14 protein-coding genes and 4 pseudogenes are annotated in these 15,160 nt (G+C 60.6%); 8 read left to right on the forward strand and 10 right to left on the reverse strand.

Annotated elements, in window-relative coordinates; genetic code table 11:
* The first annotated feature begins 11 nt into the window (after positions 1-11).
* Entirely contained in the window at positions 12-533 is a 522-nt protein-coding gene (locus AC5ZFO_RS44325; RefSeq protein ID WP_496123824.1) for a hypothetical protein, read from the forward strand.
* A 352-nt stretch (positions 534-885) separates the two neighbouring features.
* Positions 886-1,660: pseudogene (locus tag AC5ZFO_RS44330) on the forward strand (Ku protein).
* An 86-nt stretch (positions 1,661-1,746) separates the two neighbouring features.
* Here the strand turns inward: AC5ZFO_RS44330 and kce are convergent.
* From kce to AC5ZFO_RS44350, 4 genes and pseudogenes are all read right to left on the reverse strand, one after another.
* Positions 1,747-2,677, reverse strand: a pseudogene (gene kce / locus AC5ZFO_RS44335) (3,5-dioxohexanoate:acetyl-CoA acetone transferase).
* 28 nt (positions 2,678-2,705) lie between these two features.
* Entirely contained in the window at positions 2,706-2,984 is a 279-nt protein-coding gene (locus AC5ZFO_RS44340) for an FCD domain-containing protein (RefSeq protein ID WP_282525780.1), read from the reverse strand.
* Between the two features lie 25 nt (positions 2,985-3,009).
* Positions 3,010-3,255, reverse strand: coding sequence for a GntR family transcriptional regulator (locus AC5ZFO_RS44345; protein ID WP_282525779.1), 246 nt, complete (start codon positions 3,253-3,255; stop codon positions 3,010-3,012).
* A gap of 84 nt (positions 3,256-3,339) precedes the next feature.
* Entirely contained in the window at positions 3,340-3,633 is a 294-nt protein-coding gene (locus AC5ZFO_RS44350; protein ID WP_282525778.1) for a hypothetical protein, read from the reverse strand.
* 324 nt (positions 3,634-3,957) lie between these two features.
* Between AC5ZFO_RS44350 and AC5ZFO_RS44355 the strand changes: the two genes are divergently transcribed.
* On the forward strand, positions 3,958-7,875 hold the full coding sequence (locus AC5ZFO_RS44355) for a Ulp1 family isopeptidase (protein ID WP_496123825.1): 3,918 nt from the start codon (positions 3,958-3,960) through the stop codon (positions 7,873-7,875).
* 496 nt (positions 7,876-8,371) lie between these two features.
* Here AC5ZFO_RS44355 and AC5ZFO_RS44360 read toward each other — a convergent pair.
* Positions 8,372-8,651, reverse strand: a pseudogene (locus tag AC5ZFO_RS44360) (transposase); the annotation flags it as partial.
* Positions 8,652-8,878: 227 nt separating this feature from the next.
* Here AC5ZFO_RS44360 and AC5ZFO_RS44365 point away from each other — a divergent pair.
* Positions 8,879-9,340, forward strand: a pseudogene (locus AC5ZFO_RS44365) (IS110 family transposase); the annotation flags it as partial.
* Between the two features lie 229 nt (positions 9,341-9,569).
* Positions 9,570-9,779 carry a hypothetical protein gene (locus AC5ZFO_RS44370; protein ID WP_282525862.1) on the forward strand — a complete coding sequence of 70 codons (210 nt, stop codon included), beginning with the start codon at positions 9,570-9,572 and terminating at the stop codon, positions 9,777-9,779.
* A 34-nt stretch (positions 9,780-9,813) separates the two neighbouring features.
* On the opposite strand, the gene AC5ZFO_RS44375 is transcribed toward AC5ZFO_RS44370, so the two are convergent.
* The 4 genes from AC5ZFO_RS44375 to AC5ZFO_RS44390 all read right to left on the reverse strand — a co-directional run bounded on the left by AC5ZFO_RS44375 (position 9,814) and on the right by AC5ZFO_RS44390 (position 12,056).
* Positions 9,814-10,035 carry a hypothetical protein gene (locus AC5ZFO_RS44375; protein ID WP_496123827.1) on the reverse strand — a complete coding sequence of 74 codons (222 nt, stop codon included), beginning with the start codon at positions 10,033-10,035 and terminating at the stop codon, positions 9,814-9,816.
* Entirely contained in the window at positions 9,996-10,343 is a 348-nt protein-coding gene (locus tag AC5ZFO_RS44380) for an IS110 family transposase (protein WP_496123826.1), read from the reverse strand. The genes AC5ZFO_RS44375 and AC5ZFO_RS44380 overlap by 40 nt, the downstream gene beginning before the upstream one ends.
* 1,076 nt (positions 10,344-11,419) lie before the next feature.
* Positions 11,420-11,677: a hypothetical protein gene (locus AC5ZFO_RS44385; protein WP_282525861.1), complete on the reverse strand. Its 258-nt coding sequence runs from the start codon at positions 11,675-11,677 to the stop codon at positions 11,420-11,422.
* A gap of 217 nt (positions 11,678-11,894) precedes the next feature.
* Positions 11,895-12,056, reverse strand: coding sequence for a hypothetical protein (locus tag AC5ZFO_RS44390; protein WP_282525860.1), 162 nt, complete (start codon positions 12,054-12,056; stop codon positions 11,895-11,897).
* Positions 12,057-12,128: 72 nt separating this feature from the next.
* Between AC5ZFO_RS44390 and AC5ZFO_RS44395 the strand changes: the two genes are divergently transcribed.
* From AC5ZFO_RS44395 to AC5ZFO_RS44405, 3 genes are all read left to right on the forward strand, one after another.
* Positions 12,129-12,548 (forward strand): CopG family transcriptional regulator, encoded by a 420-nt coding sequence (locus AC5ZFO_RS44395; protein WP_282525864.1) that lies wholly within the window; start codon positions 12,129-12,131, stop codon positions 12,546-12,548.
* Between the two features lie 4 nt (positions 12,549-12,552).
* Entirely contained in the window at positions 12,553-13,737 is a 1,185-nt protein-coding gene (locus AC5ZFO_RS44400) for an extracellular catalytic domain type 1 short-chain-length polyhydroxyalkanoate depolymerase (protein ID WP_282525859.1), read from the forward strand.
* Between the two features lie 117 nt (positions 13,738-13,854).
* Complete coding sequence (locus AC5ZFO_RS44405) at positions 13,855-14,100, forward strand: hypothetical protein (protein WP_282525858.1); 246 nt, start codon at positions 13,855-13,857, stop codon at positions 14,098-14,100.
* Positions 14,101-14,596: 496 nt separating this feature from the next.
* Here the strand turns inward: AC5ZFO_RS44405 and AC5ZFO_RS44410 are convergent, their stop codons facing one another.
* Positions 14,597-14,953 carry a PRC-barrel domain-containing protein gene (locus AC5ZFO_RS44410; RefSeq protein ID WP_282525857.1) on the reverse strand — a complete coding sequence of 119 codons (357 nt, stop codon included), beginning with the start codon at positions 14,951-14,953 and terminating at the stop codon, positions 14,597-14,599.
* Positions 14,954-15,160 lie beyond the last annotated feature (207 nt).

Here is a 15,160-nt window from a genome sequence, read left to right on the forward strand (position 1 = left end):
GAGAAAAGACCATGTGCCGCAAGATACTGTTGATGCTGTCGGTCCCCGTGACGCTCGCAACCATGACGCTGTCTCCCGATTCAGCGTTCGCGCAGTTTCCTCCGCCGCCCCCCATGGCCGGACCTCCGCCGATTGCGGCCGGCGGGCCGCCTCCGCTGGCAGCCGGAGGTCCTCCAGCCTTCGCGGCTCGTCCTCCGATGGGGCCTGGCGGTGCGCTACGTGCCGGCCCCGGCGGCCCACCGCCTCGTCTCGGTGCCGGGCCCGCACCGCGCGGTGCTCTCGCGGGGGCTGGGCGCGGCGGACCCGCGGTGGCGAACGCAACGCGCGCCACATCGGTTATCTCCAACCGCTTCGGAGGCTACGGTCGCTACGGCGAAGCCCGACACGGCTATCGCGCCGCCTATGCAGCAGGCGCCTACGCCGCCGCAGTCACTGCCGGCTACGCCTACGGCGGCTCGCGCGATGGCTACCACCCAGACAGTGACTGCTACTACGTTTACAGGCGATACGGGCACGTTCTGGTGTGCGATTAGCCGACGCGCTGCCACGGTGTCGGGTGCGAAAGGAAGTTCCGGGTGTCGGCCGTCTGTTCGACGATCGTCAGGTTGCGGGCACGGTTCGCCCGCTCGGGAACGTGGTTTGCATCCCGCTCGCTCAACCGAGGCGAACAGTCTCGATGCCTCGGCAAAACCTCGTCAGGCTCTCGCAGGTTCAAATCCTATCCTCGAAACAAAATACGAGTTCGAGCTAATCTTGCTATTCTTGATGCTGCCCCTGATATCGAGCGTGGGCGGCTGCTGAGAAAAATCCTCCTGTAGGACGGCCGCGATGTCGGACCCAAGCCGGGTCGTCCGTCTTGAATCCTGCATCAGTATCGGAGTTCCCATGGCCCCCCGCGCTAACTGGAAAGGCTTCCTGCGTCTTTCCCTCGTCACCTGTCCCGTTGCGCTCTATCCGGCCACCTGCGAATCCGAAAAGGTCTCGTTCAACCAGTTGAACCGAAAGACCGGCCATCGGATCAAGTACGCCAGGGTCGACGCCGACACCGGCGAGGAAGTCGACAACGAGGACATCGTCAAGGCTACAAGGTTGATACCGATACCTTCATCGAGGTGAGCAAGGAGGACCTCGAGAACGTCGCGCTGGAGTCGACGCGAACCATCGAGATCGACGAATTCATCGACCGCAGCGAGATCGATCCGCGATATCTCATCCGCCCCTACTACCTGCGTCCGGACGGCAAAGTCGGGCACGATGCCTCCGCGGAGGAGTATTTCGACGACATCCAGGATGTCAAAGTTACCAAGGACATGCTCGATCGCCAAACACATCGTCAATCAGAAGGCGGGCCATTTCGAGCCGGACAATTTCGAAGACCAGTACGAAACCGCCCTCATCGATCTCATCAACCAGAAGCGCGCCGGCGAACCCATCACCGCGAAAGCGCGTCCTCAAGGTGAGAACGTCGTGGATCTGATGGACGCGCTGCGCAAGAGCATCGGACGAGCGATGGGCCCTACAGAGGCGCCGAGGTGAAGCCAAGAAGCCGCGCCAGGCGGCCGCCGGGCAGAAGGAAATGCTGATGCCGATCACCGGCAAAAAGTCGAAAGAGGCCGCGGCGAAGATGCCGACCGCCAAGCCGCAGCGAAAGTCGGCCTAGCCTCGAGCCGCATCTCGGCCGCCGAGACTCTCACAGCCGAATATCGGGCCCGTTGCGAACCTGAGGAAGCACCGGCGCACGCCACCTTAGACGTTCACATGGCTCGCGCCCTTCAGCGCGAGCCGCGACCTGGCTTCGTCGGGTGTCGCGATGTCGAAGCCCAGCTCCGAGAGGATGCGGCGGATCTCGCGATCTGCTCGGCATTGGATTTCGCAAGCTCGCCACGGCCGAGATTGAGGCTGTCCTCAAGCCCGACGCGGACGTTGCCGCCCATCAGCGCATTGTGCGTGCACATCGGCATCTGGTGACGGCCGGCCGCCAGAACAGACCACTCGACATCGTGGCCGAACAGCCGCTGCGCGGTGCGCACCATCAGCAGAGGGTATCGATCTCGGCGCCGACGCCGCCGAGAATGCCGAGGATGAACTGCAGGAACAGCGGACCGTCGTAGAGCTTCTGGTCCAGCATGTAGGCGAGGTTGTAGATATGGCCGATGTCGTAGCACTCGAACTCGAAGCGTACACCATGGCCTTCGCCAAGCCTTCTCATGATGGTTTCGATATTGTGGAACGAGTTCTCGAAGTACGAGGTCTTGCCGCTCTCGAGGAACGGCTTCTCCCAGTCGAAGCGATAGTCCTTGATGCGCCGCGCGCCGGCGAACAGGCCGTTGTTGATCGAGCCCATGTTCAGCGACGTCATCTCCGGGCTCGCGCGCTCGGCAGCGGCGAGGCGCTGGTCGAGCGTCATGCCGGGTCCGCCGCCGGTGGTGATGTTCACTACCGCACCGGTCTGCTGCTTGATGCGGGGTAGAAATTGCATGAACATGTCCGGGTCGGCGGTCGGGCGGCCGTCTTTCGGATCGCGTGCGTGCAGATGGATGATCGACGCGCCGGCCTCTGCTGCTGCGACCGACTCCGCGACGATCTCGTCGGGTGTGATCGGCAGGTAGGGGGACATCGAGGGGGTGTGCAGCGATCCCGTGATCGCGCAGGTGATGATCACGCTTCTGCGTGCCATGGCGGTGGTCCTCTCGTGTTGAAGGATGTCAGTCGGCCTTGCCGGCCCTGAGGGTTAGCCGCGCCGTTGCAGCGCTGTGCGGCACGTCAGCGAACGGCGCGTCGGAGCCGAGCAGGATGTCGGCCGTACGCTGCAGGTGCGCGGCGAGCGCGTCAGATGCACGGTCGGCGTTGCGCGCCAACGTTAGCTCGAGGATTTCGCGGTGCTCCTCGTCGACGTGACGTTCGACGCGGGTATAGGGCAAGAGCATGCGGCGGTAGCGCTCGGCCTGCAGGAACAACTGGTTGCGCAGCCGCAGCCACCACACGCTGTCGCAGGCCTCGATCAGGTCGTCATGGAAACGCGCATGCAGACGTGTCCACTTCCAGCGTGCCCCGCATGATCGACGACCGCAGGCACCGTGTCTCGATGTCGATGCGGACAGCGGTGAGATCGATGAGGTCGGCCGCCGAAATCGGCGCCACCATGAAGCCGCGCTGCGGCTCCGCGACCACGAGGCGATCGGAGGTGAGCCGCGACAGGGCCTCGCGCACCGCGCCGAGGCTGACGGCGAACCGCTCGGCGATCTGGTCGATCAAAATCTTGGAGCAAGACCTGACCTACCTCGTCGATCACACATACTGACGTTTCTTTCTGCGAGACATCCAGCCCAACATATTGCTTCATAGCCCCTCCGATTCGTAAGATCGCAGAAGGCTTGAAGATAGCGGACCTTTCGTGCCGCGGGCGCCGACCGCAATTACGTCATCGTCTGCAATATTGACCCCACGGATCGTCGCCGGGAATCCCACTTCCTTGCAGGCCCGTTCCAGGATCGCCACGACATCGGTGCCGCGGAAGGTGACCGTGGCGCCAGCATCGGTGAGAACGGGGCTGCGAAGATCGTGATTGACGAACTTCGTCAAGCCGGCGTCCGCATCGCGCTCGATGATTATCGTTGCGAGCGTCTGAGGCATGCCAACTACAAAAGTTGATGGCCATGGTCGAACTCCGGGCCTGTCTTCGCATCGCTGTACAGCGTCCTTCCAAGGTGCAATAAGGATGCACGATCAACATCCCAGGACAAAACGTTTTCGTCCTTGATCACGTTGGCGGCCGGGATGGGCGTTTTGTAAAGCGCTCCCCATGCGCTGTCCCTAATAGGGCGATGCGCGCTGCCCGCACACTTAAAGCGGCATCCCAAAGCGAACGTCCGTATCGGCGAAATTACCGCAGGCCGTCAGCCTCTCGTCAGCTCCCGAGGCGTAGTAGTGGCCTCGTGAACTCAAAAGGACGTCGCTATGGATCCGGACAGAATCAATCCATTCTCCTCGGATTGGCAAGGTAGGTATGATCCCACGTTCGCGCAGGAACAGCCGGGTGAGGCGAGGCAAGCGGAGGAGGCAGCGCACCCAAGCTTTGAGCAGCGCCTGGACGAGGCACGACAGGCCGTTGCTGCTCCCGTCCCAGCGCCGCCCGCGCCTCAAAACCGATGCCCCCCTCCTCTGTCTGATGAAGACGGCTCGCTCATCGAGAAAGTGATGCTGTCATTGGGTGGACCCCAGGGACTGCGCGATGCAACCATCGAGAACTATCGGACGGCTCTTCGTCGGTTGGGAAATGATCTCGCGAGTAAGCGGCAATCGATTTCTGCGCTAACTGACGATGCGCTGCTAAGTCACGCCGGCCAGTTCTTCTCGGATTACCATCAACTGTTTGAAGCCTTGCGCGTCCTTCGGGGGTATCGTGAGCAGGATGCTACATTAAGCCGTTCCGCGTGGAAACGAAAACTTCCGCCGGACGACGAGGCCCTCATCGAGAAGGCGGCTGCCAGCAGCAAGCGACCCGCTACTGCCGTCCGGCGCGGCACTTTTCGGTTGTCTGATGAAGAGTGCTCCTTCATCGAGGAAGTGTGTCGGTCAGCGAAGAGCCACGGTGCGAACGATGCAACGGTCAATAGCTATGGAGCGGCTCTTCGTCGGATTGGGCATGACCTTGCGCGTAGCAATCAATCGATTTCCGTGCTCGATCACGAGTCGCTGGTAGCCCACGCCAAGAAAGTCTTTCGGGATGACTCCAGAATGATTCCCGCCTTGAACCTGCGTCGGGAGCATGTTGAGTTCGGTGCTAGACGAAATATTCGGCCAGAAGACGAAGGGCTCATCGAGAGCGCGGCTCGCAGCAGCACGCTACCCGCACCTATCGTTAAGAGGTATAGCGGCTTCCTTCGCGCATTTTCTGAAGCTCTTAGCTGCGAGGGCTATGCTATCACGATGCTCGATCACGAGTCACGCATCCAGCGCGCCAAACAGCTATTCCGGGGCCACAGGGCCCTCCTGCCCGCATTGAAGATGATTCGCGAGTTTGGCCCCGAAGACGCCGTCCTCATCGGTGGCGCGCTCGACCAAGCTGTGAAACATCCCAAAGTTACACAAGCGCAAAGGAAATCTGCCGAGGAGCGCGCTGCACGTCTTGGCGCCCTAAGCGCATGGCTGAAAGAAAGTGGCAGGGAGAACATAGCCGGCCGACTTAACCGTTCTGAAAGGGAGTCGTTAACGCTGCACAACGATGTGGCAGCGTTCGGACGAGCAGGAGGCAAACTATACGGCTCCGACTTGCCGCATCTTCGAAATTTCTTGAAACTCGCCGAGGCGAACCAAAGCTTGCGACTACAAACCCGTGAGCAGTCAACTTTCCCGGCCGGGGTCCCGCCGCAGGCGCTTCCCACGAGCCCTGCCACCCCGAGCGAGGGTGCTTGGGCTTTCTTGAGGGAGCAGATGCGAGCTCCCGTGTCCTCATTAACTCCTCGAGCTCTCTCAGACACCTACGGCGGTCTTGAGTCGTTTATTGAGCTGAATGCGCCGACGCCATCCGAATTGCGTGACGATGCCCACTTTGCGCCCGTGGCCTCTGCCAGGACCCGCTCAGACACTTACGGCGGTCTTGAGTCATTTGTCGACCTTGTTGCGCCGACGCCGTCCGAATTGCGCGACGACGCTCATTTTGCGCCCGCCCACGTCCCCGCGGCTCCCTCAGACACCTACGGCGGTCTTGAGTCGTTTATTGAGCTGAATGCGCCGACGCCATCCGAATTGCGTGACGATGCCCACTTTGCGCCCGTGGCCTCTGCCAGGACCCGCTCAGACACTTACGGCGGTCTTGAGTCATTTGTCGACCTTGTTGCGCCGACGCCGTCCGAATTGCGCGACGACGCTCATTTTGCGCCCGCCCACGTCCCCGCGGCTCCCTCAGACATCTACGGTGATAGCGTCATCAGTGAGCTCCCCCGAGCTTCAGTCGTCAACCATTATAAGGAAGACGAGGATCACATTCAGCGGTTCGAGCAGGCCTATATAGATTTGGGCCAGTCTACCAAGACTGCGAGCAAGTATGCACGCGATCTCCGCGCTCTGTCTCGCTGGTGCTTCGCAAACAACAGGGGACCCATTTCTTATCGGGTTGGTGATTCGTCATTGAAAGACGATGTCCGAGCATGCGGAGGCAAGAGCTTGCCTACAGTGGTAAGAGCGTTCGAGAGATTTCGCGGAGTGCAGGAAGCTGCCGGCGGGGCCGCCAGCTCTTTGCCGCAGAGGCGGTCTGACGTTGCCCCGATCGTCGATCTAACCTCCTATCCTGAGGAGCAGCAGGTTTATGCCTCGCACCAACACCGCAGCAAGCCAGTGCTCGGCAACCACGAGTGGCTAGGTAGCGTCATCAGTGAGCTCCCCCGAGCTTCAGTCGACGATCCAAACAGGGTGCCGCAATCCAGCCCTCAAGGCGAAAGGTTCAGCAGCATGCGAGACACAGCGCCCAAGGAGCCCATGACGGGTGCCACTCCCTCGGACGAGGAGCTCATCGCATGGTATAAGAAGCAATGCGCGGATACGATACCCCCCAAGCGCCTCGTCGCCAGTGCGAATCAGCTTCGAAGGCTCGCCCGCGCGTGCGCTAAAAATGGCCAGAGGGGATTTGCTGCCCGGCTTTACGACATTAAAGACACGGCATTGCTTAAGGAAGCTATGGCCATCGGTAAGTTCGCCCATGCAGCGGTGAATGCAATCCGCAGATTAAAGGGGCTCAACCATTATAAGGAAGACGTGGATCACATTCAGCGGTTCGAGCAGGCCTGTATAGATTTGGGCCATTCTACCGAGACTGCGAGCAAGTATGCACGCGATCTCCGCGCTCTGTCTCGCTGGTGCTTCGCAAACAACAGGGGAGCCATTTCTTATCGGGTTGGTGATTCGTCATTGAAAGACGATGTCCAAGCGTGCGGAGGCAAGAGTTTGCCTACAGTGGTAAGAGCGTTCGAGAGATTTCGCGGAGTGCAGGAAGCTGCCGGCGGGGCCGCCAGCTCTTTGCCGCAGAGGCGGTCTGACGTTGCCCCGATCGTCGATCTAACCTCCTATCCTGAGGAGCAGCAGGTTTATGCCTCGCACCAAGACCGCAGCAAGTCAGTGCTCGGCAACCACGAGTGGCTAGGAGACCAACATATCAATCAGGATTACGAGCTCCTGCGGCTAGAGCTAGAGAGGTTCGATGGAGGTCTCGCTGCTCGGACGCATTTTGCGGATCCGCTCGTGATCCTTAACATGCGTCTGAGTGGCGGTGAGAGGGTTGAAGAATTCGAGGCTCGTCACGGTACAGCCGACTTCCTGTTCCTGCCGCTGAGCAATGCCGAAGCTACGACTCATGGAACCCACTGGTCGCTGCTGCTGGTCGATCGCAGCGATCGGCAATGGCCGGTCGCCTATCACTACGATTCCCTCGGCGGACATAATGACTGGGTTGCCCAAACGGTCGCAAGGCTGTTGAATACCGACCTGCGATATGCCGGCATGCGCCAGCAGCAGAACGACTTTGATTGCGGTGTCTTTGTGGTTGATGGCACGCGAGCTCTGGTAAACGAATTGCTCAGCGGGAGGCAGCCAAACCTTGACCTCACTCATCTGGAGCCCAGTCGGAGTGAACTCCAACGACGGTTGAGCTACGCTACCTCATCGGACTATGCGCCGGCGCAAACTGTTAATCAGCCGATATCGTTGGAGGAGCTGAAAGATCAGACGTCAGGAGTTTGGCGGGCACTGGATCCGGCTGGAGGGTATCCAGCTGGCCAGCCTGCCGGGGATAGTTACAACACGGCGAACTTTTGGGCCGGAATGCCTTCATCGGCCCATTCGCCAGCGCAAAGCGTCAATCAGCCAGACCCACCATCGTAGGAGCAGAACGGTGTGTCGATCTTCGGCGCGCCACAGTACATGCCGCCTCCGCTAGCGGATTTAGGAGAAATCGTCGGTACGGAGTGGAAACACGACGTCCAATGGGCGTCGGAGCCACTGATGCATGGAATGCAACAACACGGCCTGCTGCCAAAGGGGACCGACCCCACTCCATCTTCACTCTGCATGGTATGCATTACGAAGCCGGGCTCGCTTCCTCAGGCAAGGTTTACAAAATGCCGCTATAGGAGGGAACCTGGTCATCGCAGTTCTGCTCTGAGTGCCTGTGAAATCGACCGGCGAACTCACTGGCAGAGATTCATACTGCTGCTCTTGCCGTGGGCCATGTGGTCTAAGGCGATCCATTATGTCCGGGGCGTTGGTGGGCTGCATCCGTTCGCAGCCGTCCGCGCGCAATAGCCGACAAGAAAGAATTACCTTGTGCAACAAGCCTTCAGGACGCGAGCTATGAGGGATTTTGGGTGACGGGGTCCGATCAGGCGGCGCGGACTTCAGCGGTCGGAATGACTTCGATTCCGTCCGCAAACTTCACCCCGGATATCACCTTCGGCAGCTGGTTTGTGCCCTTCCAACGAGCTTGATGACCATCAACTTGCTATGTGCGGCGATAACGCTCCCTTCGTTCGCACAGTCCGGCGCCTGACCGTGGCAAAGACGCTCTCGATTGGATTCGACCTGCGCAGATCCGACCAGTGCTCGGCAGGGAAGTCATAAAATGCCAACGTAGCCGAGCGATCCTTGGTCAGGCATTCAACGGTCGCCGCGGGTGTAGACCTCGGTGGTCCTCAGCGTAGCGTGGCCCAGCCACAGCGACACCTTTCGAATGTCCCCGGTCGCTTGCAGAACGACCATCGCGCAGGTGTGCCTGAGCGTAAGACCGTATTTCCCTTCTGTAATGCCGGCGGTGGGTGGTTCGCCCTACACTGGCGGTGTTGAACGAGGGTTGCTCAAGGAGCCTATCCTCACGCCAGGAGGACGAACCGTGGAAGACAATAACGCCCTTTTCGTAGGTTTGGATGTTTCCAAAGATCGACATGCAGTTGCGGTTGCCGAGAGCGGGCGCAACGGCGAGGTTCGCTATCTGGGTGAAATATCCTCTGACAACGCGTCGGTAGGACGGCTCGTCCGCAAGCTCGCACGGCCAGGTTTACGTTTGAGATTTTGCTATGAGGCTGGGCCGACGGGATATGGGCTGAAGCGAGAGATCGAAACACTTGGCCATGAATGTGCTGTCATTGCCCCGTCGCTGATTCCACACAAGCCCGGTGATCGGATCAAAACAAACCGCCGGGATGCCGAGAAGCTTGCCCGCTTGTTCCGTGCCGGCGAACTGACGGAGATCTGGACTCCGGACGCAGCGCATGAAGCTATGCGGGACTTGATCCGTGCGCGGGAGGCGGCGGTGAAGGATCGGACCCGCAAACAACAGGAGATCCGATCCTTTCATCGTCTGCAATATTGACCCCCCGCATTGCCGCATCTACGAATGTTACCCTGATGGCGCCATTGCCGATGACGATCCGATGTCGACTAATCGGTCGCGTCAGATGGCTTTCCCGCCTTGCTCGACGAGAGGGGCTGTCGAGCGGGCCCTGGGCGACCAACCGTTCGGCAGCCCTCCGTCTGAGCGCCCTCAGCAGCCGTTGCACTGGCGCGACGATCAAGGACGCGCTGTGTGGGAGGCGTCGGATCGGGTGTGCGGCAAGCGGCTCAAGGTGATGATCCCGACCTTGCTGCCTGCCCTTGAGCAACATGGCCGATTGCAGCTTGGCCAGTCGGGCAGTGATCGTGTTCTGGCCATCAGCGCGGCTACCATCGATCGTCTGCTCGTCGATGTGAAGATCGCGGCGAGCGGCGGCAGGCGGCGCCGTGCCGGATTCTAGTCGGCAATCCGGCGCGACGTCCCGATCCGCACGTTCAATGAATATCTGCGTCTTCGCTTTCTTGTTGCCTCGACCTCGCCGGTCCAACCGTCTCGCGTCGCCGGAGCGCGCGCACCGCATGCTTGCGATGGCAGCCCGTCGTCGCGCACAGCTCGTCGAGGATCCGTCCCTTCTCCGCTCGTTTGGCCGACCGGTAACGCTCCGTTACCGCCGACACTACCTCGCGCCGCGCGCCCATGCTGATCTTTCCCGCCATAGACGCCACCGAACCAATTCGATGGCACCGACCCAATCATCGGCGAGAAGTTGTCCAGTAACATTCTGGGTGAGGCACGGGCTACAGCCCATGCTGCTTCGACGAGCATTCCGCGAGCTTGGCCTCCTGCCATGGTAGGCGGAACCCTCGCCAGACTGCCTTACGCTCGGGTTTAGCCCCAGGTAGCTCACCAGCCTGGTCGGATCGGCAAAGCGCCGAATGTCGCCGACGGCCGCGGCCACGCCCGAAGCCACCGTCAAATCCACACCCGGGAGCGTCATCAGCCGCCGAATGACCGGATCGGACATCGCTTCACGCGCGATATCCGCCTCGACCTCCCTCAACGAACCCTGGATTAGGTCGATCTGCGCCAGGTGCCGCTCGATTGCGGCACGCTCGTCGGCAGGGACTATCTGGGCGGCGATCCACCCGCGGCCGCTGATCCCTACACGGTTGAGGGCCTTCAAGTCGAGATAAGTGCGATTTCGGGATTGACAAACGACGCGCCGCTGTTCGTGGGCGGCATCGAATCATGTGTGCGCGTTACGCTTGGACCTTGGTCGTCGCCTGCGCACGGTGACGAACAGCTTGCGGCTCTCAGCAACGACGCGGGCCACACCGTGAAGTAGGTAGCCGATGTAGAGATATTCCATTTGTCGCGCCTTCCAGTCGAATCAGGGCGACCTCTTTAATAGGCTCACAAAAATCTCTGCGCTCAAGATCGATGTAGTTATCCGCCATTCCGGCGGCTTGGCGCCTAACTTCTGAGCAGTCTCAACCGGATGCCGTCAGGCCTATTGGGCCCTATGATCCCGGTTTGCTTGCCCGGTAATACCTCAATGGTATCAAAGCGCCTTCATCCCCCTGGTTTGCAGTCACCTTATTGAAAGACCTGCTGATCTTCAGGACTCTTAATCAGCGGCCCGGTCGGAATCAGTTATACAGCAAGCTTAGGAATCTCCTGTTCAATCAATCGCAATAATCGGGTGTTGCGCCTCCAAGATTTGAACCTGCTCGCGGATCATTTCTCGCCGGCGAGGCATTGCGTACAAACGGCGGCTTTTGACGAACTACCGCGGGTCCGCATCTTTAGTTAGGCTGCCCTTCGGTATGAAAACAGGACTCCCGAAATAGTGGGTCTGGCGCTGTAGCGGTCTCCCGCTACCATCTTTCCCCACACCCCTTTGACCTGGTTTGGGAAAGCTTTTTCGCCCAACAGGGCGTTTAACCGGCCTGATATCTCCACCGTTACGCCACCGAGGCGCGACGGATCTCGGGAGACGGTGACCGTGTCGATCAGCGACGCTCGGGCGGCAGCCCGGCTTTTGAACCTCATTAACAAAAAGCGCGACGAGGGCGTCTCGGTGGAGGCGGAGCAGGCCGCTTAGTCGCATTCCGGGCAGGTATCGCCTATGCCTTCAAGAACAGTCGCGACTGCGGCAACCGCCGCTTTCGGCGAGATGCGGGGCGGTGGATCCTGCCTCGCAATATCGAAGGCGCATTCTCGGGCATGAGGATCGGCGCGATCCTGCGCCCAGCCGTGCTCTTCGCATTCTTGGATTGCGCCGGCCTCTTGCAATACGGCGAGCGCCCAGCCTCGCAGCGTTCGGATCGCCGGGCGTTTCTGTTTCGTCATCAGCATGGCGTCGCTCCTGCCCGGACGAATCCTTCCGCCCCCTCGGTCGTTCCGGCCGGTTAGCACGGGACAGGGATTCAGAATCGGCATGGCGAAGGACTGTCCACCTGTTCCACTTAACCGTGCACAAGCCCAGGCAATCCGCCCTTCCTCGGCGGTTAGCCTCGTCGAGCCAAAGTTTTTTGCGCCTTCCGAGGGGCTGCTACGGCTGAGACTCGTACAATCAAGCGGAAGTAGTTTCGTCGGCCTCCATGCCGGGGCCGGAGTAAACGAGCGCGATCATCCTGCAAAGGCCGCAGGCATCTTGCCCTGCCTTCTGCTCGACCGTTTCGATTGCCTTCGCAGCAGCAGACAAGCCCGGCACTTTCTCCCAAAGTTCCGTCAAGCGCCCCTCTTGTATGGAACGCAGTACCATCCATATACCATCCAGCTAGATGGCAATAGGATGGCGAAGCAGATGCCCTCGAATGTTCAAGAACTGAGGCCGAAGTCTCCGGAAACTGAAAAGATCACCATCAATCTCGGTTTCGTCGACCTGGGCCACGTCGATTTGATGGTGAAGGATGGGTTCTATTCGAACCGCACGGATTTCATCCGGACGGCGATCCGCAATCAGCTCGAGCGTCACGCCGACGTGGTCAAGCAATCTACCGCCCGTCAAGGCTTGGATCTCGGCCTCCGGAATTACACGCGCGCGGATCTCGAAGCGGCGCGGCGCACTGGCGAGATGCTGCACATCAACGTGCTGGGCCTCGCGACCATCGCTCAAGACGTCACGCCCGAGCTGGCCCGCGTCGCCATTGCTTCGGTTTCGGTGCTGGGGGCGCTTCATGCCACTCCCGCGGTCAAGGCCGCTCTCGCCGACAGAATGAGGTGAAACGATGCTGAATCAAGACACGGTCCGCGAAGCCACCCGCCTCACGCGTTCAGGCCGATTGGTCGAGGCCACCGCGCTCCTGCAACGCATGCTTCAGGGCCATAGCGCTCCCGGACCGACGTCCCGCGGCGCCTCCCAGGCTCCGCCTCCGTTTCTTGGGCCGCCGTCCATTGACGTCAAGGCGAACGTCACCGAGGAGAGTGTACGCCCGCAGGCCGCGCAGGCCCGCTACGGTCAGAGACGTAAGCGCACCTCAGCGCTCGACGGCATGCGGGATTTTTCCGGGATCGGAAGTCCGATTAGGCGCGCCCCGCCGTCCCCAGCGGACATTGCGCCCGAGGGCACGCGGTTCATCGCGGGCACCTTCGGCAGCGCGGCCGGAAGCCGGACCTACAAGCTGTTCATCCCGAGCCGATCCGAGGGACGAGAGCTTCCTCTGATCGTCATGCTTCACGGCTGCACCCAGTCGCCCGATGATTTTGCCGCGGGGACGCGGATGAACTTCCTGGCGGAAGAGCGGAATTGCTTCGTTGTCTATCCTGAGCAGCCGAGCGGCGCCAACCAGTCCAAGTGCTGGAACTGGTTTCGCACGGGCGACCAGCGCCGTGGCGGTGGCGAGCCATCCCTGATCGCCGGCATCACCCGCCAGATCATGCGCGACTATGGAATCGATCCGAAACGCGTCTACGTCGCCGGACTATCAGCGGGCGGGGCCGCGGCCGCCATCATGGGGGCAACGTATCCAGACGTGTACGCGGCGGTTGGCGTTCATTCCGGTCTCGCCTGTGGGGCCGCCAGTGATCTTCCGTCCGCGTTCGCCGCCATGCGGCAGGGAGGCGAATCCAAGCCGATTTCGGCTGGCAAGCGTCCTGTGCCTACCATCGTTTTTCATGGCGATGGCGACACCACGGTACATCCGAGGAACGGCACCCAGATCGTCGAGCATTGCGCCAACGCAGCAGGCTTGAAAGCGAAGGTGCTTCGCGGACAAGTTCCGGACGGCCACGCATATACCCGCACGATCTTGAATGACGCGGGGGGGCGTGCGATCTCCGAGCATTGGAATATCCACAGTGCCGGCCACGCCTGGTCCGGAGGCAGTCCCGCCGGATCCTACGCCGATCCGCGCGGGCCCGACGCGACGAGGGAGATGCTGCGTTTCTTGCTCGCTCATTCGCTCAGTAGGTAGTCGAGCTTCACAGGGCGAGCGGCCTCCGCCTTGCGGCGCTCGCTTTGACAAGCAAAACCCGAACAACTCGAATGCCCAGGCTCCGGCCGGACAGGAGTGTGGGCAACGCTACCGCCAATGAAGATCGGATCGCATTTCACAAGCCACATCGTCGAGCTCGACGACGGCTCGCGCTGGCGGATCTTCCCGGGCGATCTCGATCTTACGCTGAACCGGAAGCCTGAGATGAAGATCTCTGTCGCGTCGGCCGAGGACGATCTCTGTTCGCACGTGCTGGTCGGCGGCGGCGTCAAGGTGCGCTTATCGCCCGAGCGCGAAAGCTGGCCGGCTGCTCAGGTCAAGTCGGCGCTTAAGGAAGAATAGGGCCGTCGCTCAGCTGAGCGCCGCCCGCCCGGCATCGGTGATCCGATATTCGATCTCTTCCGACTGCAACGGTTCGCTCTCCACCAGGCCGAGCTCGACGATCCGCGCGACAAGCTCGTGGTCGAACATCGGCGGACTGATCCATGGCCCGTCCTGGAGACTCCGCAGAAAATCCCGCTCTAGGTCCGTGAGCTCCATCCCCCGAACTCCGTTTGCAGCTCCGAAGGCCGACCGGCTCAACGGAAATGGGCCCCGACCTCCATAGTGGAGAGCCGAGGCCGAATTTCAAACGTCGATTTCCCTGAGCTTTTTCCCTGAGCTATGAGATTTAACCGGCAGCGCCGGCTGTCGTTCCGGCGAAATCGCTCTCCGAAGCCAGATTCATCTTCGCAGTCATTCGTCGACGCTCAGCAATCCGACGAGCGGGGGGCCGGAGTGCCTAGGAGTCCGGGCCCCGCAACCGTAACGGCACCTGAGCAAACTCGGGCCGCTCGGTTCAGAACCCAGAATAGTAATCGTTCACAACCTTTGCCCGTCCCGGGTCTTCCCAATTCCAATCGTTGTCATTGCCGTATTTCGGGGCTCCCTGCAGCCTTTCTGCGGTGAGATTGGTCCGATAGCCGCCGAGACCCGTATCGTATTTTAGTGATTGCCACGGCAGCGGATAGTGATCGTCTCCGATCCCTAGGAAGCCACCGAAGCCGAGAACCGCATACGAGACGCGGCCGCTGACCTTGTCGATCATGACGCGTTCGATCGAGCCGATCTTTTGGCTATCGGTGCCGTAGACCGCCGTGCCTTCGACCTTATCGCTACCGATCAGCGTTCCTGTTTCACGCCTTTCCGTTTCCATCGTTTCCTCCTATTGGCAACATCAATGCGAGACAACGTAGGACTCCGGATGCTCGTTCCTCCTTGATTCCCAGCTCCATGTGTCTTGAAATCCGTACGCGTGTTCCGTCGCCGCTCTCGACAGTTTCAGCATCGTGGCAGTTGCAGAGCGCATTCCCGTTCGGCGCCCTCTGCAGGAGCGATCAGCTTCCGATATTGGCTTTCGTAC

The organism is Bradyrhizobium sp. Unk1 (assembly GCF_059512345.1).

Excerpts from the sequence above, each read along its gene's own strand:
- AC5ZFO_RS44325 (WP_496123824.1), top strand. The coding sequence starts at position 12 with ATGTGCCGCAAGATACTGTTGATGCTGTCGGTCCCCGTGACGCTCGCA.
- AC5ZFO_RS44350 (WP_282525778.1), bottom strand. The coding sequence starts at position 3,633 with ATGCCTCAGACGCTCGCAACGATAATCATCGAGCGCGATGCGGACGCC.
- AC5ZFO_RS44355 (WP_496123825.1), top strand. The coding sequence starts at position 3,958 with ATGGATCCGGACAGAATCAATCCATTCTCCTCGGATTGGCAAGGTAGG.
- AC5ZFO_RS44375 (WP_496123827.1), bottom strand. The coding sequence starts at position 10,035 with ATGGCGGGAAAGATCAGCATGGGCGCGCGGCGCGAGGTAGTGTCGGCG.
- AC5ZFO_RS44380 (WP_496123826.1), bottom strand. The coding sequence starts at position 10,343 with ATGTCCGATCCGGTCATTCGGCGGCTGATGACGCTCCCGGGTGTGGAT.
- AC5ZFO_RS44385 (WP_282525861.1), bottom strand. The coding sequence starts at position 11,677 with ATGCTGATGACGAAACAGAAACGCCCGGCGATCCGAACGCTGCGAGGC.
- AC5ZFO_RS44395 (WP_282525864.1), top strand. The coding sequence starts at position 12,129 with ATGCCCTCGAATGTTCAAGAACTGAGGCCGAAGTCTCCGGAAACTGAA.
- AC5ZFO_RS44400 (WP_282525859.1), top strand. The coding sequence starts at position 12,553 with ATGCTGAATCAAGACACGGTCCGCGAAGCCACCCGCCTCACGCGTTCA.
- AC5ZFO_RS44405 (WP_282525858.1), top strand. The coding sequence starts at position 13,855 with ATGAAGATCGGATCGCATTTCACAAGCCACATCGTCGAGCTCGACGAC.
- AC5ZFO_RS44410 (WP_282525857.1), bottom strand. The coding sequence starts at position 14,953 with ATGGAAACGGAAAGGCGTGAAACAGGAACGCTGATCGGTAGCGATAAG.